This is a genomic window from Bradyrhizobium sp. 482_C4_N1_8, assembly GCF_052075965.1.
Lineage (GTDB): Bacteria > Pseudomonadota > Alphaproteobacteria > Rhizobiales > Xanthobacteraceae > Bradyrhizobium > Bradyrhizobium barranii.
In genome coordinates, this window is sequence record NZ_CP197231.1 from 3,235,543 (window position 1) to 3,252,591 (window position 17,049).

Below are 17,049 nucleotides of genomic sequence, written 5' to 3' on the forward strand. Positions count from 1 at the left end.
TGGTGCCGCCGTTCCGTCTCGCTCTCACGGAACCTTCGGCCGCATGTTACATTGGTCCGACCGCTTCCACGCTCACGGACCCTTCCCATGAAATACGAGCTCTACTACTGGCCCGAGATCCAGGGTCGCGGCGAATATGTGCGGCTGGCGCTGGAGGAGGCGGGGGCGGCTTATATCGACGTCGCGCGGGGGGCGCGCGGAACAGCTGCGATGATGAAGATGATGGACGCGCATGGCGGCACGCCGCCCTTCGCGCCGCCGTTCCTGAAAGCGGGCAAGCTCGTCATCGGCCAGACCGCCAACATCCTGCTCTATCTTGGCGCCCGTCATGGGCTCGCGCCGAAGACGGAAGCGGGCAAGCTTTGGGTGCACCAGCTTCAGCTCACCATCACCGACCTCGTGACCGAGATCCACGACACCCATCACCCGCTCGGGCCTTCGATTTACTATGAAGATCAGAAGGCGCCGGCGAAGAAGCGCACGGCCGAGTTTTGGGACGAGCGCGTGCCGAAATATCTCGGCTATTTCGAAGAGCTTCTCGCCGGCAATGGCGGCGCCTATGTCACCGGTCGCAGGCTGACTTACGTCGATCTCTCGCTGTTCCAGATCGTCGCCGGGCTGCGCTACGCCTTTCCCAAGCGCATGAAGGCGTTCGAGGGAAATATCCCGGGCCTCGTCGGCCTGCACGACCGCATCGCCGCGCGGCCGAACATCAAGGCCTATCTCGAAAGTGAGCGCCGCATTCCCTTCAACGAGCAAGGCATTTTCCGCCGCTACAAGGAATTGGACAATTAGCTGGTCCGGATAGCGGCTCACCACACGCCGGGCAGCAGGCGATAGCGCACGCGCGTCATATAGTCGGAATAGCCCGGCAGGCCCTCACGCAGCGTGCGCTCCTCGATGCCGATGCGGACAGCAAACAAGACGACGATGACCGGCGCTATCGCAAGGCCCCACCACGAGCCCAGCAGCAGCGGCACGCCGGCGAAGAACAGGATCATGCCGCTGTACATGGGATGGCGCACATGCGCGTAAGGCCCCGTCGAGACCACGCGCTGTGCGCGTTCGGCCTGGAGCTTCACCACGGGCGCGGCGAACGAGTTTTCGCGGAACACCCACAGGATGAACAGCGTCGAGAGGACGAACAGCACGAGACCGAGCGCCTGCAACGCAACCGGCATGTCGGAGGATTGCGTGCGCCGGTCGAGCCCCATTGTGGCGAGCCAGGCCAGCATCGCAATGACGAAGACGATCATGAAGGCCTTGTCAGCGGCAGGCTGGTCCTTTTGCAGGACCGGCCGCAGACGTTCGGCGAGCAGCGCCGGATCGACCCGATAAAGCCACCAGCCGCAGAGCGGGCCGAGCAGGGCGCAGGTGGCGAGGAACACCCAGGCCGCAGGCCAATGCATCGTCCCGGCGCAAGCGAACAGCAGCGCGCCCATGCCGGCGGTGGTGATCGTGTTCTGCAACAGCAGTTTTGCGATCATGCGCAGGTCCCGGGTCAGCCGCGCACGATATTGGTCCCGCTATCCGGCGAAGATGCGGCCGGACACGCGAAAAGCCCGATCGACCGGTTCGGGCGTTTCATCTTTGACCGGTCTGATCAGGCGAGCTGATCGATCCGCGTGCCCTGACCCGGCGGCAGCGGCGCGGGCGGCGGCGGCTTGTAGGTCGGGTCGTTGTCCTTGGTCTTCTGGTCGTCCTGCTGCTTGGTCGCGTCGTAGCTCGGCACCACGATCGCGATCGGCGGCGGCGCAACGGTAGAGACGCTCATCCACAAATCCTCACACATGGAAACAATCGACCTTGCGCTGCGAGGAGCGAAGCTTCCGTCAAGCCAATCGTTAAAATGCGAGGGAGTTGGTGCGGTGGGATGTGCCTTTTGTGCCTCCTTGCGCTGTACGAGGGAGCGGACGAACCTCTCCTCGTCATCGCGAGCGCAGCGAAGCAATCCAGGACTGTCACCGCGGAGGGATTCTGGATTGCTTCGCGGAGCTCGCAATGACGGAGCGTGTGGAAAGAGCGAGTGCCGTCTACTCGTCCTTGCCGCGCGTGATCGCGATGGACGCATCCGTCTTGGTACGGGTGCATTCCATGTTGAGTCGGCGGTAGCGCATGACGACCTTGTCGCCGCGCAACAGTCCCATCCGCTTCAGGCAGCGTGTCGCGCCCGTCGTGGTGTCGTCCTTCGTGACGGTGAAGACGATCGCCGCCATCGACCCCACCAGTGAAAAGAACTCCGGTGTCGGCTTGCGATCGCCCTTGGCATAGAGCTCGATGGAATATTTGTCGCCGCGGCAACCCACGGACAGCTCCTTGGCCGCGGGGTGCGAGAGGTAGACGATGTTGGCGGCCCGGAAATTCACCTTGAGGCGCTCGACCTGGTTCGTCAGCTCCTTGGCGCTGTCATCGCAGCGATCCGCGCGGGCAGGCGAGGCGAGGGTCACAAGGCCGGTGATAGCGGCGGCGACCAGGATCGCGCCGCGGACGTTCAGTTTGAAAATCATGATGAAAAGCCCCTTAGGCCGCGCATTCAACCTTCGTCGCGCGCCGAGCGCAAGGGGTGCACCCAGAGCCTGCCGGGGACGGTCGTCGCCACCTTGCGTCCGGCCGACGGCAACCAAAAAGGGCCGTCGTGACGCCGAATCGGGATGCCTCGGCCGCGCCAGAACGCCTTCCATTCGCGGCAAAAAAGCTTAGAACGCTTCTACGCTTAGAGGCCCGCGAGGGCTCCAAAACCCCGAGATTTGCCCATGAACGCTCCCACCGCCTTCCCCGACCCCGCAAAACCCGTTCCGCCCTACAAGCACACCCCGCTGTTCCCGCTGGGCAAGGACGAGACGCCCTACAAGAAGATCACGGCCGAGGGTATCAGGGTCGAGAAGGTCCTGGGGAAGGACATGCTGGTGGTGTCGCGGGAGGCGCTGCGGGCGCTGTCGGAGGCGGCCTTCGGCGACATCAATCATTATCTGCGCCCCGGCCATCTGAAGCAGCTCCGCGCGATCCTGGAGGACGGCGAGGCGAGCCCCAACGACAAGTTCGTCGCGCTCGACTTCTTGAAGAACGCCAACATCGCGGCCGGCGGCGTGCTGCCGATGTGCCAGGACACCGGTACCGCGATCATCATGGGCAAGAAGGGCTGCAACGTCATCACCGATGGTGACGACGAGGCGGCGCTGTCGGAAGGCGCGCGCGACGCTTACCTGCGCCGCAATCTGCGCTACTCGCAGGTCGCGCCCTTGTCGATGTACGAGGAGAAGAACACCGCCAACAACATGCCGGCGCAGTGCGAGATCTACGCCGAGGGCGACGACGCCTACAAGTTCATGTTCATGGCGAAGGGCGGCGGCTCCGCCAATAAAAGCTTCCTGTTCCAGGCCACGCCCTCGGTGTTGACCAAGGACCGGCTGCTCGCCTTCCTGAAGGAGAAGATCCTGACGCTGGGCACCGCGGCGTGCCCGCCCTATCACCTCGCCATCGTGATCGGCGGCACCTCGGCCGAGCTGTGCATGAAGACGGTGAAGCTCGCCTCCGCCCGCTATCTCGACGCGCTGCCGACCCACGGCTCGCCCGACGGCAACGCCTTCCGCGACGTCGAGATGGAGCAGGAAATCCACAAGATGACGCAGTCGCTCGGCGTCGGCGCGCAGTTCGGTGGAAAGTATTTCTGCCACGACGTGCGCGTGATCCGCATGCCGCGCCACGGCGCCTCGCTGCCGATCGGGCTCGGCGTGTCGTGCTCGGCCGACCGGCAAGTGCTCGGCAAGATCACCAGGGATGGCGTCTATCTCGAAGAGCTCGAGCACAATCCGGCGCAGTATCTGCCGCAGGTCGAGCAGTCGCTCGGCGGCGAGGTCGTCAAGATCGACCTCAACCAGCCGATGAAGGACATCCTGGCGACGTTCTCGAAGTACCCGACCAAGACGCGGGTCTCGATGACCGGCACCATGATCGTCGCGCGCGATTCCGCGCACGCCAAGCTGCGCGAGCGCCTCGAGAGGGGCGAGCCGCTGCCGGACTATTTCAAGAACCATCCGGTCTACTATGCCGGTCCCGCCAAGACGCCCGAGGGCTACGCCTCCGGCGCGTTCGGCCCGACCACCGCGGGCCGCATGGATTCCTTCGTCGACCAGTTCCAGGCCGCCGGCGGTTCAATGGTGATGGTGGCGAAGGGCAACCGCGCGCCTGCCGTGCGCGAGGCCTGCAAGAAGTATGGCGGCTTCTATCTCGGCTCGATCGGCGGTGCGGCTGCGAACCTCGCCGAGCACTGCATCAAGAAGGTCGAGGTGCTCGAATATCCCGAGCTCGGCATGGAAGCGATCTGGCGCATCGAAGTCGTCGACTTCCCGGCGTTCATCATCATCGATGACAAGGGGAACGACTTCTTCAAGGAGCTGAATCTGGGCTGATCAGGTCCAGCGTCGTCCGCCGGTCCCGGGCCGGCGGACGCACGCGGGGCGCGCTCAGCGCTTTATCTTGAACGATTTGGCGCCGCCATTCTCGACGCCGTCGAACATGACAAGGACGCGAATGCTGGTGGCGTCTTCGTCGAGGGGAAGCAGAATTTCCGCTTTGGCGCCTTCTTTGACCTTGCTTAGATCCAGCGTAGCCAAGGGCTTTGCGGTCTCGCTGCTGCCGTCCCACAGCCAGACGGTATAGAGAACGTCTTCTTCGCGCGTCGGGCCTGCGAGTATCAAGAGGCCGTCGCTGACCACGGCGAGGTCCCGGATCCCGGTGTTCTTGCCGAGTTCGAGTGAGGTCGTGTCGGGCTCGAGGTCGTCGTCTTTGGTGAAGAGCGCATCCGCATCGACGCTGACCACGAAGGCATGACGTTTCAGCGACGGACCTCGCAGTCCGAAGTACATGCGACCTTTCCTGACCGCAATCCCTTCGATATTGACACCGCCTTCCGCCAGCGGCTCATTGACGTACGCCTCGACGTCGTCGTCATTTTTGATCACGTCGCGCAGCCGTGAGCTCGATTCCACGCCATCGACCTTCTTGGCGTTAGGTTCGGTCTTGGGAGCTCCTGTTTGCGGGTCCACGGCGATCCGAAACACGACGTAACTCGACCGATTTTTCTCGTCACCGTGACGGCTTCGGCCATGTGAGCCGGTCACATAGAAGAAGCCCTTTCCATAGGCGACGCCCTCGGCATCGGGGTCGTTGTCGTCGTCCGAAAGCCGAATGAGCTTCCTTGGAACGAGGACGTTGCCTTCAATCGAGAAGAACTGCGCATATTTCTTCTCGTCATTGGCGATCAGGCATGACGTGAACTTGGGCGTGGTCGGCACGCATGCTGCGCCGCTCAGATTCATGCGCGGCTGTTTCTTGAATTCGTCCTTGCTGTCTTTTTTAAAGATCGAGGCGGGCTTCCAGGTCGTTGCCTCCGGAGCAATTTTCGGCGGCAGATGTTCGCCGCGCCCGGCCGGCGTCGTGGCTCCTAGCAGAATGCAGACGAATGCGGCTGTCAGCAATCGGTGAGATGCACGCGTGCTGCTGTTCGGCATTCTTCCCTCCCGGGCGCCATCCTCAAGTACAATCCTGAATTGCGGGGAAGGCAAGGGTGAGAATGTCGCGGGGCGCTCTCGCCCGTCAGCTGCAATTCGTAACCTGGTTCGAGCACAGCGAGCGCCACCAGCCGCGGACGCCGTCCTGGCTCTCGACGAGGCCCCAAAGTCCGCTGCAGGCAAAGATGCGCTTCGGGCCGCCGTCGGTGTCGATTGGGCCTCCGAGCTCGCGCTGGGCCGGCATCCATTTCGCATCGACGAACGGCGCCTGGAAAAGTCCGCCCATGCGCGTCGCGCCATTGGCGTAGGACGCGCCGACCTTGTTGGACGCGACCCAGCCGCGCCCCGCATAGGGTTTTGGCGCGCTGCGCGGATATCTCTTGTCGTCCTCGTAGTCCTTGCCCGGCGGTTTTGCGCCTTCGATCAGAAACCAGCCATCCTTGAAGCCGATGATGCGGAATTCGGTGAGCCAGCCGCCGTCGGGCGTGTTCTCGGCACCGCCAAGCTTCAGACGATAGGGCGGCGGCAGCGTGCCGAGCACGCGCGCTTTCGCCGAGGGCTCGGCGCGCACGTTGAGGCCATCAGGATCCTTGTCGATGGACCAGGCGCCGAGATCACACGGCTCGGTCCCATCGGGCAGCGTTGCGCGCCTGGCGGCGAGATCGGCGTGGAGCTTTGCGAAGTCGGTGTCGTCGTTATCAGGGTCCGGCGCGCTGCGCGGCTTCAGCTCGGCCGAGACCGCGCGCGTCGCATCCGGCGTCAGCGTGACGACGAGGGCCTGGCGCGCAGCGAACACGCTTGCCGGTGTCTTTGGATCGTTCGACGAGGCCGGATAGACGGCGAGGGTGCCGGTCGATCCTTCGGTCCGGTAGGCCGTGCCGGCGACATAGCCCGCCGGCACCATGGCGAGCGCGCTTGCACGCCACGCCGGTTCGGTGTCATCCGCGCGCGCCGCTTGCGTCGCGACACACAGGATCGTTGCCGCGATGAGACGGAGCACGCGCACGGTTCGCAACGTGCCTACGCGCGCGCGCCCGTGAACGGAAAGCTGCCCATCGGGCCGATGCCCATCTCGCCGCTCATGCTGTCGCCAGAGACCGTTCCGATGAACTCGAGCGTCAACGGCATCGGATTGGTGATCGAGACTTTCCAGTTGACGGCGTCGCCGCTGATGGTGCCGTCGAAGATCTCGGCCGAATTGCCGTCGGCGCCCTGCGTTCCGGTCAGTGTGCCGCCGGAGTTCAGCAAGGTCAGCGTGGCCTTGCGCTCGCCCATGGGCGTCGTCATGGTCAGAGTCCAGTTGCCGTCCACGGCCATTCGTGTCTCCCAACTTGTTCCCGGCACCTCGCGACAATCCGCAAGGTGAGCCAGGGACGCCTATAGCCTAACTCGGGGGACGTGCCTAACGCTCTCTTTGACGCGCCCTTAAGCGCGGGCTGCGCGAATACGGCTGCCGATGAGCAGGCGGAAGGCCACGTACTGGATCGCGAACGCAACGATCTTCGCGCCGATCAGGACCACCGAAATATAGAAGGCCCACAGCTTCATGTCGCCGGTCATGGCAACCGCAACGGTCCCCGCGGCGAGCGCAAACATCAGCGCGGCCCAGGCGTAGCCCGCGACGGTAACGTATTCCGGAATGGTCTCGGTCACGATCGCCGGCAGATAGCGCAGCATCCAGCCGCGCTTGAGCATGATGATGCCGATCGCGACATGCCCGATCGCGGGCTTCGCCAGCACGAAGCGCGGATCGTGGGTGAGCAGCGTTGCGCCACCGAGCACGATGACGAGGCCGAGGCTCGCCCAGGTCATGTAGCCCAGCGTCTGGCCCTTGACCCGCGACCAGACCACCTGGCCGATGGCGCCAAGGATCGCGACTGCGGTCGCGAGGATGACGTTGTCGGTCACGAGATAGATTACCAGGAAGACGATGGTGGAGAGGAAATCAGAGACGAGCCGGCGGAATACGTCTTTCATCGTCTGTCCTGTCTTCAATGGGGGTGGGGCAGCGCGGCGGCGGGCGCAGCATATTTGATCTGGCGATACTCGGGATACCATTTTGTGAAGTAGATCGCGCTGTTGCGGGCGGCGAAGGCGACCGCAAGGCCCGACCAGAGCGGCAGGCCGGGGACGTAGAGCAGCGCGATGTTGGCGGCCATCATCAACAGCGCGGCGGCGGTCCAGGCGCCGGTGATGACGTAGTTGGCGGTGAGGAAGCCGGGCATCGCCGCCGTCTCGGCCGGGACCGTTTCAACCGCATATTGCAGCGTGAACGGGTGGCGGACCAGCATCGAGCCGAGCGAGATGACGAAGATGCCGATATCGACCGACAGCTTGACGCCCAGCGTGCCGAGCTTCGGGTCGATCAGCGCGAGGTAGAGGCCGATTGCGGCGAATACGATCGCCGAGCCCATCGCCAGGATCTTCACGGAGCGGCCGCGCGCGACATCGACCGTGATGGTGGCGAGGCAGATCGCAGACGCGGCAAACACGCTGATCGTGGCCGACGTCACCAGCATCAGGAAGGTGTAGGCGCCGTAGGGCGCGAGGATCAGGAAAATCGCCATGAGCCGCCTCGGTCTGGCTAATCTTTACGATGTAAAGATCAATAAATCAGGAGCGGTGCTGGGTCAAGCGAAATCTTTACAGTGTCAAAATAACGTAGGTGACTTCCAAAAAGTGAAGGGCAGCAATGGCTTGGTCGGATGCCTCGTCGGCGAATTCCGCCCAGGGCAGGCGTGACAGGATCGGCAGCGCGGCGGCGAGCAGGAGGCCGACCGAGAGCAAGATGCCGCCGTTGAAGATGACATGGCCGCTCCGTCGCAGCCGGATCATCCGGAGTGCGAGCGCGCCGCAGGCCAGGGCGAGGACGGCAAGGCAATCTGCGGTGATCGAGGGCATGTGCATGCGAGGCCTCTTTGGTGACATCCGCGATGTCATTCCGGGGCTCGCGACGTCGTCGCGCCCCGGAATGACGAGGCGAGAGTTACTGCGCGCCCACCCAATTGCCGTGAAAGCCGTCGGGCACGCGGTGGCCGAGCTGCACCAGCGCGACGGGGCCGGCTTCGACATCGGTGGCGTTGAACACGGCGAGGTCGCTGCGGTTCTCCCGCGCGCGCCAGACCACCGCCAGCAGCCAGCCGTCGCCTTCCGCTGCATCCGTCGCGCGTTCGACGAACACCGGCTCTGAGATGGTATCGCCGGCCGGCAGCAGATAATGACCGAGCCGTCTGCCGTTGCCGTCGACATGGACGACGCCCGACAGCGCGCCGAACATCGGCAGCCGCGGATTGGCGCAGGCGTACCAGCCGTGACGGCTTTTCAATCCCGCGCGGCGGTCGTCGATGCGGGGGAATTCGCCGGTGAGATCGTCGAGATAGGTCTGCTGGAAGCGGTCGGTCTTCCCTGAGAGATCGAATGTCCAGCGGCAATGGCGGGCGCGTGATTTCTCCGGATCAGTCGGCCGGCCATCGGGATGCGGAAACAGCGGCGCTTCCTCGAACTGCATGACGTCGGCGATGATGCGGTTGCCGTCCTCCCACGCATTCATGATGTGGAAGACGTAGCAGGCTTCACCGCGGAACCAGACGATGTCCTTCGCCGTGCCGTTGCGCTTCATCACGCCGACATAGGCGCCCTTGTCCGGCTCCCAGGCATAGGGCGGCCGTCCGCTCATCGCGCGCTCCATGCTGCCGGTGATCGGCAGGATCGGAAACAGCGCATGGTTCTCGGTGACGATGAAGTCGTGCACCATGCTGGCGTAGGGCGCCTCGAAACGTTCGAAGCGCGTCGCCTTGCCGGAGGCGTCGATCGATCCGTAGGAGAGGGCGGGCGTCAGCGGACCCGCGGCGTTGTAGCCGAAGAACACGAGCTCGCCGGTGATCGGGTCGACCTTCGGATGCGCCGTGAAGCTGCCGGCGACGCGACCCTGATAATTGTGATAACCGCGCGTCGCCAGCGTGCCCGGCTCGATCTCGGTCGGCAGATGCGCTTCTTCCAGCGCCAAAAGCTTGCCGGCATGAAAGATGATGTTGGTGTTGGCGACGCCGCCGTCGGTGAGGTTTTGTGGCGCATCCGGCAGCTTGCGGCCGAAGCCGCCGAACAGCGCGCGGCCGGCATCGTGCTCGGCCAGCCATTTCGGCGTGCGGACCCAGCGGTTGCGATAGCTGGCGCGGCCGTTCTCGAGGTGGAAGGCATGCAGCATGCCGTCGCCGACGAACCAGTGCGCACCGGGCGCATCGAACTGCGGATTGGGACCGTTGCGATAGAGCACGCCATTCAGATCGCGCGGCAATTCCCCGACGATTTTGAGGAATGGCGCATCGGCTTCGAATGGAATCGGACCGAGGTTATGGCGGCGCTCGGTGACGGCGTCGTGCTGCACGACGTATCCCTCCCTATCTTTACATCGTAAAGATCGAATAATGCCGATCGCCGCATTCGTCAAGTGAAATCTTTACACTGTCAATATTGCGTCATATAGCTTGCAAATGGCCAAAAGCGACACCAAGAGCGAAACAGCGCGCAAGCCGCGTACCCCGAGCAAGACATCGACGGCCGCGAGCGCGCAGGCGCGTTCCACACGCCGTCCGGCAGTAGAGAAGACGGAGACGCCGTATCATCACGGCGCCCTGCGCGAGGCGCTGCTCCAGGCCGCCGAACGGGTGCTGGAGCGCGACGGGCTGTCCGGCCTGACCTTGCGCGCAGTGGCGCGCGAGGCGGGCGTCTCGCATGCCGCGCCGACCCATCATTTCGGCGATCTCACCGGCCTGCTCAGCGAGCTCGCGGCCGTCGGCTTCCGCCAGTTCAACGCGGCGATGGCCTCGTCCTGCGACGCCGCCACCACGCCACTGGAGCGCGCGCTGGCGCGGCCGAAGGCCTATGTCGCCTATGCGCAGGCCCATCCCGGCATGTACGGCATCATGTTCCGCACCGAGCGGCTGGACTATTCCAGGCCCTCGCTGCACGAGGCGGCCGAAGCCTCCTTCGCCGGCCTTGCCAATGCCATCGGCATGATGCGGCAGGAGCAGATCAGTGGCGACGCACTGACGCTGAACCAGGGCGCCGCGATCGCGCGCGCCTGGTCGATGGTGCACGGCTTCACCATGCTGCTGCTCGACGGCCGTCTCGAGGACATTCTGGGGCGGCTGCCCGAAGGGACGACGACCGAACAGTTGCTCGAGGCGATGCTGACGGCGCCCATCACGGCGAAGCTGCCGGCATAGCGCCTTCGGGCGGGCGCTGCCCTAGCGCATCGTCGCGAGTTCGACCGCACGTCCACGCGTGCCGACAATCTTCACCTCGTCCTTGCCGCAAGTGAAGCTGCGGGCGAAATCGTCCGCCGCCTTGCGCGCGAGCTCATTGGCGGTGGGGTTGGCGATGGCATCGACATAGGCGACGTGGCAGACCGGCCCCGGCGGCAGCCGCGTCACGACGAGCATGGCCTTGGTGTTCGGCCGTCCCTGCTTGTCGGGATCGGTGCCATCGGCGATGTGCCAGCGCTGGATCATGGCAATCGGCTTGGTGCCCGCGCTACGCCATTCGACGGTGGCCTCCGACGAATTGAATGGCGCGAACCAGACCTTTGCCGCCGGTTCCTCCGCTGCGGCCTTGCGGTTGCGGCCGACCGAGACGATTTCGCGCAGATCATCCTCGGCGATCAGCACGATCAGGCCGTCTTTTCCCGGGCAGGCCCGCGTGGTGCTGCCGTCGAGCTCGCTGGGCTTGCCGATCTGGCGGCAGTCTTTTGGCAATGTGGAGGAATAGGTGCTGCCCATGGATTGGGCGGCGACGTGACCCGCGCTCAGGCAAGTCAGCAGCACGGTCAGACAAAGGAACGCGATACGCCTCATGACGACGCCTTGATACAGAGGGAACTCCCTCCATCAGACGTCTTCACTGTGGGCAAGGTTCAAACAGAGGCGGGATGTACCTGACAGCGGCGCGGAATCGTTCTAGAAGGGCGCCTTCCGCTGCGCTTACCGCGCTTCGTCCGCGACATCTCATTCGATCATGCCAGCCATCGCTTCCAGCAAATCCTATCGCGTCGGCCGTTCCAAGACCGGACTTGGCCTCTTCGCCACCATGCCGATCAAGAAGGGGACCCGGATCATCCGTTATTTCGGACCGATCCTGGACTCCAGAATTCCCGCGCACGACGAAATCGAGAACAAATATCTGTTCGAGCTCAACAACCGCTGGACCATCGACGGTTCGGTGCGCAAGAACCTCGCCCGCTACATCAACCATTCCTGCCGGCCCAACGCCGAGTCCGACGTCCGGCCGCGCGAGCGCAAGGTCTTCATCCGCGCCATCAGGAACATCGAGCCGGGCGACGAGATCAACTACGATTACGGCACCGACTACTTCAAAGCCTATCTGAAGCCGATCGGCTGCAAATGCCCTTCCTGCGAGGCCAAGCGCAAGAAGTTGCGTGCCGAGGCCCGCGCTGAACGCACCAAGGTGAAGGCGCGCACGGAAGCCAAGGCCAAGAAGGCGGGCGCGAAGGCCGGCAAGAAGAAGCTCAACGGCCATGCCGTTGGCAAGAAGAACGGTCGCGCGCGGGCATAGCACGAGGTCGAGCCCCCAGCTCCGCTGTCATGCCCCGGCCTTGACCGGGGCATCCAGTACGCCGCAGCCCGTCCGCATACGTCTACTGTCTCTGGAATACTGCGTCGCCCGGCCAGGCCGGGCGACGACTGCGAGTGGTCGAGCCGAACCTCACGCCGCCACCACATTCCCGCTCTTCCGCAATCCCACATATTGCAGCTCGGCAAACACGCCGGTCGCAATCGCCTGCGCGACGACCATGAGCTCGCCGCCGATGTTCGGCGACACCGCGCCCGAGAACAGCAGCGCGATGCTGCCGACCGTCCAGGCCGCGTTGCCGACCACGACCAGCAGCACGAGCGGCCTCGGCGCGGAGGCACGCGAGGCAAGCCAGCCGACCAGCGCGGTGTAGGCGATCAGGAACAGGCCGGTCTCGCGCAGCAGCGCTTCAGGCAAGTTGAACAGCGATGCGAACGCGCCGGCGCCGAAGGTGAAGCCGACGGCGGCGACGCCGCTGAAGATGGCGTCGGCGAGAAGCGCGCGGCGCAGGAAGGTGGATGCGTCGATCATCGTGGTCTCCATGGTTGGGTTGGGCTTTGGGGTGAATTCAGTGCCGTCCGCGCCACCAGGCGCGGAGCAGGCGGGCGAGGCGGAACGGGCAGAGGCTCTTGCCGACGCCGTGCTCGAAGGCTGTGACCTGCGCGACGACATAGTGGCCGGTCGAATGCACCAGGGGCTCGGGCATGTTGAGGCTGCGTGCCAGCATGCGGGTCGCGAGCGTCACGGCCCAGGGAACAAGGTGGTCTGCGATGGTCCGGTAGAGCAGCAGCGCGATCATGGTCATCTCCTGTCGCGACCGAAGATGCGCCGTGGCGGGGACCAATTCGATTACCTCGCGGGTAAAAAATGCGCCCGTTCGCGACAGTCCTAAGGTGTTCGATGCTGTTCGCGAGGTGCGCTCAGGCTGGTCACCGTGCGCAGTCCCGAGACCATCGCTCTACTGGAAAGATGGGCCGGTTATTTGAAGAAGCGTTCCGACAGGCTCTACCGGCAAGACATCAGGCGCCCTGATGTGCTTGCCTTCTTTCGGGCGATGCAGGCTGAAGGCAGGTTGGAGACCCGTGACCGAGTCCACAGTATTGGTGAGCAAGTCTGCGACTACGCCGACCTCGAAGGTGATAGTTACAATCCGTTCCGTGCATGCAAGAAGCAGCTCACTATCAACGTCTCGACACCGCGCGATCGACAAGCGCGATGACCTCGTCGGCTTCCTGTTCGGTGCTGTCAAAGCGAGCCACGAATCGGATTACGTCCTGGCCCCGTCGCGCGAATTGCAGCCCGCTCGCTGCAAGACGGTTGATGGCCAAAGCGGGCAGGTTGATGAAAACCAGATTGGCTTCCACTGGCGCAATGAGCTGAACGTCGGGCAGCGCGGCGAGACCCGCTCCAAGACGCGCGGCCACGGCATTGGCCTTCGCCGCGAGCCGCAGATAAAGGCGATCCTCGACGTAGGCGAGCAGCTGTGCAGACGCAAAGCGCATCTTCGACGAGGTCTGGCCGGCGCGGCGAAGCCGATAGGACAGGGATTCGACGAGATCCTGGTCGAACACCACGATCGCATCCGCCGACATCACCCCGTTCTTGGTCGCCCCGAAGGACAGGATGTCGACGCCGGCGCGCCATGTCATGTCGGCCGGGCTGCAATCGAGCCGCGCCAGCGCGTTGGCGAACCGGGCGCCATCCATGTGCAGCGACAGATTCCTGTCGTGGGCGATTGCTCCGATTTCGGCGATCTCGGCGAGGGGATAGATCGTTCCATATTCGCTGGCCTGAGTGATCGACACCGCATCGGGCTGGGAGCGATTGCGGACTCCCCAGGCCGCCTGGCCCAGCGCCTGGCGCAGGCTCGACGGCTCGATCCGAAAGTTTCGGCCGGACATGGCGACGAGCTTCGCGCCGCCTGTGAAGGCTTCGGTCGCGCCGCCTTCCGCGGTGTGGATATGCGCCTCTTCGTGACAATAGATGGCGCCATAGGGCCGCGCGCAGCTCGCGAGTGACAAGGCGTTGGCCGCCGTACCGGTCGAGACCGGGAACACGGTGACCGCGGTCTCGAACAGCTCCGAGAAGCGCGCATTCAACAATCTCGAATAATCGTCGTCCCCATAGGCGGCGGCCGGGCCGCGATTGGCCTCGGCGATCGCTCGCAGAATCTCGGGGCAGACCGGCGCGACATTGTCGCTGCGGAAATTCGGGAGCGTCGGGGCTGCTTCGTTCATACCGTCCTGTCCTGCCGTCATATCACGGTTGATTCCTGCTTGTTGATGCGCCGGTTGATCAGGAGCAACGGGATTGCGGTGACGAGGATAAGCACCGCGGCCGCGGCGGCCGCCAGACCCGCGCCGGTGCCCTCGATGGCATGGTACATCACGACGGTCGTGGTGACCCAGCCGCTCGCATAGAGCACAATGGTCGCGCTCAACTCGGATGCCGCGGTGATCCAGACCAGTACCAGCCCGCCGACAAGGCCGCTGGCCATCAACGGCACGGTCAGGGTCGCGAAGGTTTTGCTTGGCGAGACCCCGAGATTGATCGAGGCTTCCTCGAGCGAAGGATCGAGCTGGTGCACGATCGCCGAGGACGACCGGATCGCGAAGGGGAGCTTGCGGACGACATAGGCGATGACCAGGATCAGCCAGCCGCCGGTCAGAATCAAGGGACCGCTGTTGAACGCGATGATGAGCCCGATCGCCAGGATCGTGCCCGAGACCGCAAACGGTACCATGCCGACGAAATCTAGCAATCCCGACAGGCGCGAGCGGTGCCGGGCCACGACATAGCCGATCGGAGCGCCGATCAGCATGGTGACGACGGCCGCGATGCTGGCGAGCGTCAGCGTGTTGAGCAGCGGCCGATAGGAGCCCGACAATAGGGTGGCGTAATTGCCCAATCCGAACTCCCAGGTCAGGACAGGGCCGCGAAAGCGCAGGAGGGAGATCATCAACACGGCCGCGAACGGCAGCAGCGAGGCAATCACAATGCCCCAACTCACGATCGTGGCCGTGAGCCGCAGTCCCGGCGTCAAAGGCAGCTTCGCGGGCGCGCTGCGGGCATTGGTCGAAAACCGGCGCTTGCCGAGGTAGTGCCGCTGAACGAGCAGCGCGATCGCCGTGCAGGCGATCAGGAGCACGCTGAGTGCGCCCGCCGCGGCCGGGTTGGCATCAGATTCGCCGGCGAACAGCTTGAAGATGTCGACGGCCAGGAACGGCCGGTCCTCAGCCAGCACCGCTGGCACGCCGAAATTCTCCAGTGCCTCAATGAACACCAATAGTCCGCCGGCAAGGATCGCCGGCATCACGATGGGCAGCAGCACGGTGCGGATCACATAGGGCCGTGAGCCGCCGAGATTGCGGGCTGCCTCCTCCATCGAGGCGTCGATTGCCTGGAATCCGGCCAGCACGGGCATGACGACGTATGGATAGAGCGTCAACGTGAACACGATGACGATGCCGGGCACGCCGTAGATCGATCCGATCGGGATGCCGATCCCGCGCAGAGCGGTGGTGACGACGCCAGCATGGCCGAACAGCAGCACAAGGGCGTAGGCGCTGACGAACGAGGGCAGGACCAGCGGCAAGGACGCAAGCGTCAGCAGCAGCGCGCGGCCCGGTATGTCGATCCGGGCAAGACAGAAGGCGAGCGGGATGCCGATCGCGCATGCGAAGGCCGTCGCGAGCGCGGCGCAGAGCAGACTGTTGCCGATGCTGCCGAGGTAGTAGCGGCTCTTCACAATCGCCGCATAGTTCCCAAGTGTCAGGCCGCCCGTGCCGTCGATCCGAAAGCTTGCATCCAGGACGAGCGCCAGCGGGTAGAGCAGAAACACCGCGAGCAGCACCAGCGCCGCCAGCGTCACGATGGTGGCAAAGCGTTTCATGGCGCCGGATACGCCGTGATCTGGGCAGGGTCGTAGGCAAGGGTGAGCGGCGCGCCGGGCAAGAGATCGAGCGCCTGGCCGCCGAGCGCCGCAATCCGAATCTGGGTGCCGTCGGGCAGGGTTGCGTGGAGGCGTTGTACCGGGCCGAGAAATTCACGCAGCGCCAGACGCGCATGCACAAGCGAGCCACCGGAACCGTCTCGCAGCTGCAGGGCCTCCGGCCTGACCGACAGCAACACCGGCGCGCCCGGCGCTGCGACCTCGCCTCTGACCGTGAATTCCGTTCCGGCTGCTGCGACAGGAGTGTTACGGCCGTCGAAAGCTCCCGCGATGCCCGGCACCATATTGGTCGAGCCGAGGAATTCGGCGACGAAGGCAGTCTGCGGCATCCGATAGATGCGCTCCGGCGTGTCCACTTGCTCGATCTTGCCGTGACGCAAGACGGCGATGCGGTCGGAGATGGCGAGTGCCTCCTCCTGATCATGCGTCACGTAGATCGCAGTCAGGCCGAGCGCCTGCTGCAGCTGCCGGACCTCGATCCGCATTTCGGTGCGCAACTGCGCGTCGAGGTTGGACAGCGGCTCGTCGAACAGGAGCACGGCGGGCTCGATCACGAGTGCGCGGGCGATTGCCACGCGTTGCAGCTGACCGCCGGAGAGCTGGTGTGGTGACCGCGGACCGTAACCTGCAAGGCGCACCCGCTCGAGCGCCTTGTCGACGCGCGATGCGATCTCGGCAGCCGGAACCTTCCTGGCCTTCAGCCCGTAGGCCACGTTTTCGGCGACGGTGTGGTTCGGGAAGATCGCGTAGTTCTGAAACACCATGCCGGTGTCGCGGCGATGCGCGGGCAGAGCATCGATGCGCCGCTCGTCGAAGGAAATGGAGCCGGATTCGACGTCGACGAAGCCTGCGATCATGCGCAGCAACGTCGTCTTCCCGCAGCCTGACGGCCCAAGCAGCGTGAACAGCTCGCCATGCTTGATGTCGAGCGAGATGTCGTCCACGGCCCGCACCGCGCCGAAGGTACGGGTCAGGTTTTCAATCCGGATCGCGGTCATC

20 protein-coding genes are annotated in these 17,049 nt (G+C 64.4%); 4 read left to right on the top strand and 16 right to left on the bottom strand.

Going from position 1 to position 17,049, the window contains the following annotated elements; all coding sequences use genetic code 11:
- Positions 1-87: 87 nt before the first annotated feature.
- Positions 88-795, top strand: coding sequence for a glutathione S-transferase (locus AB7Z56_RS14990; RefSeq protein WP_085404232.1), 708 nt, complete (start codon positions 88-90; stop codon positions 793-795).
- 17 nt (positions 796-812) lie between these two features.
- On the opposite strand, the gene AB7Z56_RS14995 is transcribed toward AB7Z56_RS14990, so the two are convergent.
- From AB7Z56_RS14995 to AB7Z56_RS15005, 3 genes are all read right to left on the bottom strand, one after another.
- Positions 813-1,487 (bottom strand): methyltransferase family protein, encoded by a 675-nt coding sequence (locus AB7Z56_RS14995; protein ID WP_085404233.1) that lies wholly within the window; start codon positions 1,485-1,487, stop codon positions 813-815.
- Positions 1,488-1,603: 116 nt separating this feature from the next.
- A complete protein-coding gene (locus tag AB7Z56_RS15000; RefSeq protein ID WP_166090739.1) occupies positions 1,604-1,774 on the bottom strand; it encodes a hypothetical protein in 171 nt (56 codons plus the stop codon).
- A gap of 259 nt (positions 1,775-2,033) precedes the next feature.
- Positions 2,034-2,507 carry a hypothetical protein gene (locus AB7Z56_RS15005; protein WP_071912253.1) on the bottom strand — a complete coding sequence of 158 codons (474 nt, stop codon included), beginning with the start codon at positions 2,505-2,507 and terminating at the stop codon, positions 2,034-2,036.
- A gap of 246 nt (positions 2,508-2,753) precedes the next feature.
- Between AB7Z56_RS15005 and AB7Z56_RS15010 the strand changes: the two genes are divergently transcribed.
- A complete protein-coding gene (locus AB7Z56_RS15010; protein ID WP_014494037.1) occupies positions 2,754-4,409 on the top strand; it encodes a fumarate hydratase in 1,656 nt (551 codons plus the stop codon).
- 54 nt (positions 4,410-4,463) lie between these two features.
- Here AB7Z56_RS15010 and AB7Z56_RS15015 read toward each other — a convergent pair whose 3' ends face one another.
- The 7 genes from AB7Z56_RS15015 to AB7Z56_RS15045 all read right to left on the bottom strand — a co-directional run bounded on the left by AB7Z56_RS15015 (position 4,464) and on the right by AB7Z56_RS15045 (position 9,894).
- Positions 4,464-5,510: a DUF3616 domain-containing protein gene (locus tag AB7Z56_RS15015; protein WP_354124549.1), complete on the bottom strand. Its 1,047-nt coding sequence runs from the start codon at positions 5,508-5,510 to the stop codon at positions 4,464-4,466.
- Between the two features lie 85 nt (positions 5,511-5,595).
- Entirely contained in the window at positions 5,596-6,516 is a 921-nt protein-coding gene (locus tag AB7Z56_RS15020; RefSeq protein ID WP_085404366.1) for an SH3 domain-containing protein, read from the bottom strand.
- Between the two features lie 14 nt (positions 6,517-6,530).
- Positions 6,531-6,827 (bottom strand): hypothetical protein, encoded by a 297-nt coding sequence (locus AB7Z56_RS15025; RefSeq protein WP_071912259.1) that lies wholly within the window; start codon positions 6,825-6,827, stop codon positions 6,531-6,533.
- 108 nt (positions 6,828-6,935) lie between these two features.
- Positions 6,936-7,487 (bottom strand): inner membrane-spanning protein YciB, encoded by a 552-nt coding sequence (locus AB7Z56_RS15030; RefSeq protein ID WP_085404236.1) that lies wholly within the window; start codon positions 7,485-7,487, stop codon positions 6,936-6,938.
- A gap of 14 nt (positions 7,488-7,501) precedes the next feature.
- Positions 7,502-8,077 (bottom strand): hypothetical protein, encoded by a 576-nt coding sequence (locus tag AB7Z56_RS15035; protein WP_085404237.1) that lies wholly within the window; start codon positions 8,075-8,077, stop codon positions 7,502-7,504.
- Between the two features lie 76 nt (positions 8,078-8,153).
- Positions 8,154-8,417, bottom strand: a complete 264-nt coding sequence (locus AB7Z56_RS15040) for a hypothetical protein (RefSeq protein ID WP_085404238.1) — start codon at positions 8,415-8,417, stop codon at positions 8,154-8,156.
- 79 nt (positions 8,418-8,496) lie between these two features.
- On the bottom strand, positions 8,497-9,894 hold the full coding sequence (locus tag AB7Z56_RS15045) for a carotenoid oxygenase family protein (RefSeq protein ID WP_354124548.1): 1,398 nt from the start codon (positions 9,892-9,894) through the stop codon (positions 8,497-8,499).
- 106 nt (positions 9,895-10,000) lie between these two features.
- Between AB7Z56_RS15045 and AB7Z56_RS15050 the strand changes: the two genes are divergently transcribed.
- Positions 10,001-10,735 carry a TetR/AcrR family transcriptional regulator gene (locus AB7Z56_RS15050; RefSeq protein ID WP_354124547.1) on the top strand — a complete coding sequence of 245 codons (735 nt, stop codon included), beginning with the start codon at positions 10,001-10,003 and terminating at the stop codon, positions 10,733-10,735.
- Positions 10,736-10,756: 21 nt separating this feature from the next.
- On the opposite strand, the gene AB7Z56_RS15055 is transcribed toward AB7Z56_RS15050, so the two are convergent.
- Entirely contained in the window at positions 10,757-11,362 is a 606-nt protein-coding gene (locus tag AB7Z56_RS15055) for a hypothetical protein (RefSeq protein WP_354124546.1), read from the bottom strand.
- Between the two features lie 160 nt (positions 11,363-11,522).
- Here AB7Z56_RS15055 and AB7Z56_RS15060 point away from each other — a divergent pair, with 160 nt between their 5' ends.
- Entirely contained in the window at positions 11,523-12,080 is a 558-nt protein-coding gene (locus AB7Z56_RS15060) for an SET domain-containing protein (RefSeq protein ID WP_071912271.1), read from the top strand.
- Between the two features lie 150 nt (positions 12,081-12,230).
- Here the strand turns inward: AB7Z56_RS15060 and AB7Z56_RS15065 are convergent, their stop codons facing one another.
- The 5 genes from AB7Z56_RS15065 to AB7Z56_RS15085 all read right to left on the bottom strand — a co-directional run bounded on the left by AB7Z56_RS15065 (position 12,231) and on the right by AB7Z56_RS15085 (position 17,048).
- Positions 12,231-12,629, bottom strand: coding sequence for a hypothetical protein (locus tag AB7Z56_RS15065; protein ID WP_085404367.1), 399 nt, complete (start codon positions 12,627-12,629; stop codon positions 12,231-12,233).
- Positions 12,630-12,666: 37 nt separating this feature from the next.
- On the bottom strand, positions 12,667-12,897 hold the full coding sequence (locus AB7Z56_RS15070; RefSeq protein WP_014494050.1) for a hypothetical protein: 231 nt from the start codon (positions 12,895-12,897) through the stop codon (positions 12,667-12,669).
- A 382-nt stretch (positions 12,898-13,279) separates the two neighbouring features.
- Complete coding sequence (locus tag AB7Z56_RS15075) at positions 13,280-14,335, bottom strand: threonine aldolase family protein (protein ID WP_085404242.1); 1,056 nt, start codon at positions 14,333-14,335, stop codon at positions 13,280-13,282.
- Positions 14,336-14,352: 17 nt separating this feature from the next.
- Positions 14,353-15,990 carry an ABC transporter permease gene (locus AB7Z56_RS15080; protein ID WP_354124545.1) on the bottom strand — a complete coding sequence of 546 codons (1,638 nt, stop codon included), beginning with the start codon at positions 15,988-15,990 and terminating at the stop codon, positions 14,353-14,355.
- Positions 15,987-17,048, bottom strand: a complete 1,062-nt coding sequence (locus AB7Z56_RS15085) for an ABC transporter ATP-binding protein (RefSeq protein WP_085404244.1) — start codon at positions 17,046-17,048, stop codon at positions 15,987-15,989. The genes AB7Z56_RS15080 and AB7Z56_RS15085 overlap by 4 nt, the downstream gene beginning before the upstream one ends.
- Position 17,049: the final 1 nt, after the last annotated feature.

What these genes read in the sequence shown, in the direction of transcription:
- AB7Z56_RS15040 (WP_085404238.1), bottom strand. Translation starts at nt 8,417, where the DNA reads ATGCACATGCCCTCGATCACCGCAGATTGCCTTGCCGTCCTCGCCCTG.
- AB7Z56_RS15055 (WP_354124546.1), bottom strand. Translation starts at nt 11,362, where the DNA reads ATGAGGCGTATCGCGTTCCTTTGTCTGACCGTGCTGCTGACTTGCCTG.
- AB7Z56_RS15025 (WP_071912259.1), bottom strand. Translation starts at nt 6,827, where the DNA reads ATGGCCGTGGACGGCAACTGGACTCTGACCATGACGACGCCCATGGGC.
- AB7Z56_RS15030 (WP_085404236.1), bottom strand. Translation starts at nt 7,487, where the DNA reads ATGAAAGACGTATTCCGCCGGCTCGTCTCTGATTTCCTCTCCACCATC.
- AB7Z56_RS15080 (WP_354124545.1), bottom strand. Translation starts at nt 15,990, where the DNA reads ATGAAACGCTTTGCCACCATCGTGACGCTGGCGGCGCTGGTGCTGCTC.
- AB7Z56_RS14990 (WP_085404232.1), top strand. Translation starts at nt 88, where the DNA reads ATGAAATACGAGCTCTACTACTGGCCCGAGATCCAGGGTCGCGGCGAA.
- AB7Z56_RS15015 (WP_354124549.1), bottom strand. Translation starts at nt 5,510, where the DNA reads ATGCCGAACAGCAGCACGCGTGCATCTCACCGATTGCTGACAGCCGCA.
- AB7Z56_RS15075 (WP_085404242.1), bottom strand. Translation starts at nt 14,335, where the DNA reads ATGAACGAAGCAGCCCCGACGCTCCCGAATTTCCGCAGCGACAATGTC.
- AB7Z56_RS15035 (WP_085404237.1), bottom strand. Translation starts at nt 8,077, where the DNA reads ATGGCGATTTTCCTGATCCTCGCGCCCTACGGCGCCTACACCTTCCTG.
- AB7Z56_RS15000 (WP_166090739.1), bottom strand. Translation starts at nt 1,774, where the DNA reads ATGAGCGTCTCTACCGTTGCGCCGCCGCCGATCGCGATCGTGGTGCCG.
- AB7Z56_RS15065 (WP_085404367.1), bottom strand. Translation starts at nt 12,629, where the DNA reads ATGATCGACGCATCCACCTTCCTGCGCCGCGCGCTTCTCGCCGACGCC.
- AB7Z56_RS15085 (WP_085404244.1), bottom strand. Translation starts at nt 17,048, where the DNA reads ATGACCGCGATCCGGATTGAAAACCTGACCCGTACCTTCGGCGCGGTG.
- AB7Z56_RS15005 (WP_071912253.1), bottom strand. Translation starts at nt 2,507, where the DNA reads ATGATTTTCAAACTGAACGTCCGCGGCGCGATCCTGGTCGCCGCCGCT.
- AB7Z56_RS15070 (WP_014494050.1), bottom strand. Translation starts at nt 12,897, where the DNA reads ATGATCGCGCTGCTGCTCTACCGGACCATCGCAGACCACCTTGTTCCC.
- AB7Z56_RS15010 (WP_014494037.1), top strand. Translation starts at nt 2,754, where the DNA reads ATGAACGCTCCCACCGCCTTCCCCGACCCCGCAAAACCCGTTCCGCCC.
- AB7Z56_RS15050 (WP_354124547.1), top strand. Translation starts at nt 10,001, where the DNA reads ATGGCCAAAAGCGACACCAAGAGCGAAACAGCGCGCAAGCCGCGTACC.
- AB7Z56_RS15060 (WP_071912271.1), top strand. Translation starts at nt 11,523, where the DNA reads ATGCCAGCCATCGCTTCCAGCAAATCCTATCGCGTCGGCCGTTCCAAG.
- AB7Z56_RS14995 (WP_085404233.1), bottom strand. Translation starts at nt 1,487, where the DNA reads ATGATCGCAAAACTGCTGTTGCAGAACACGATCACCACCGCCGGCATG.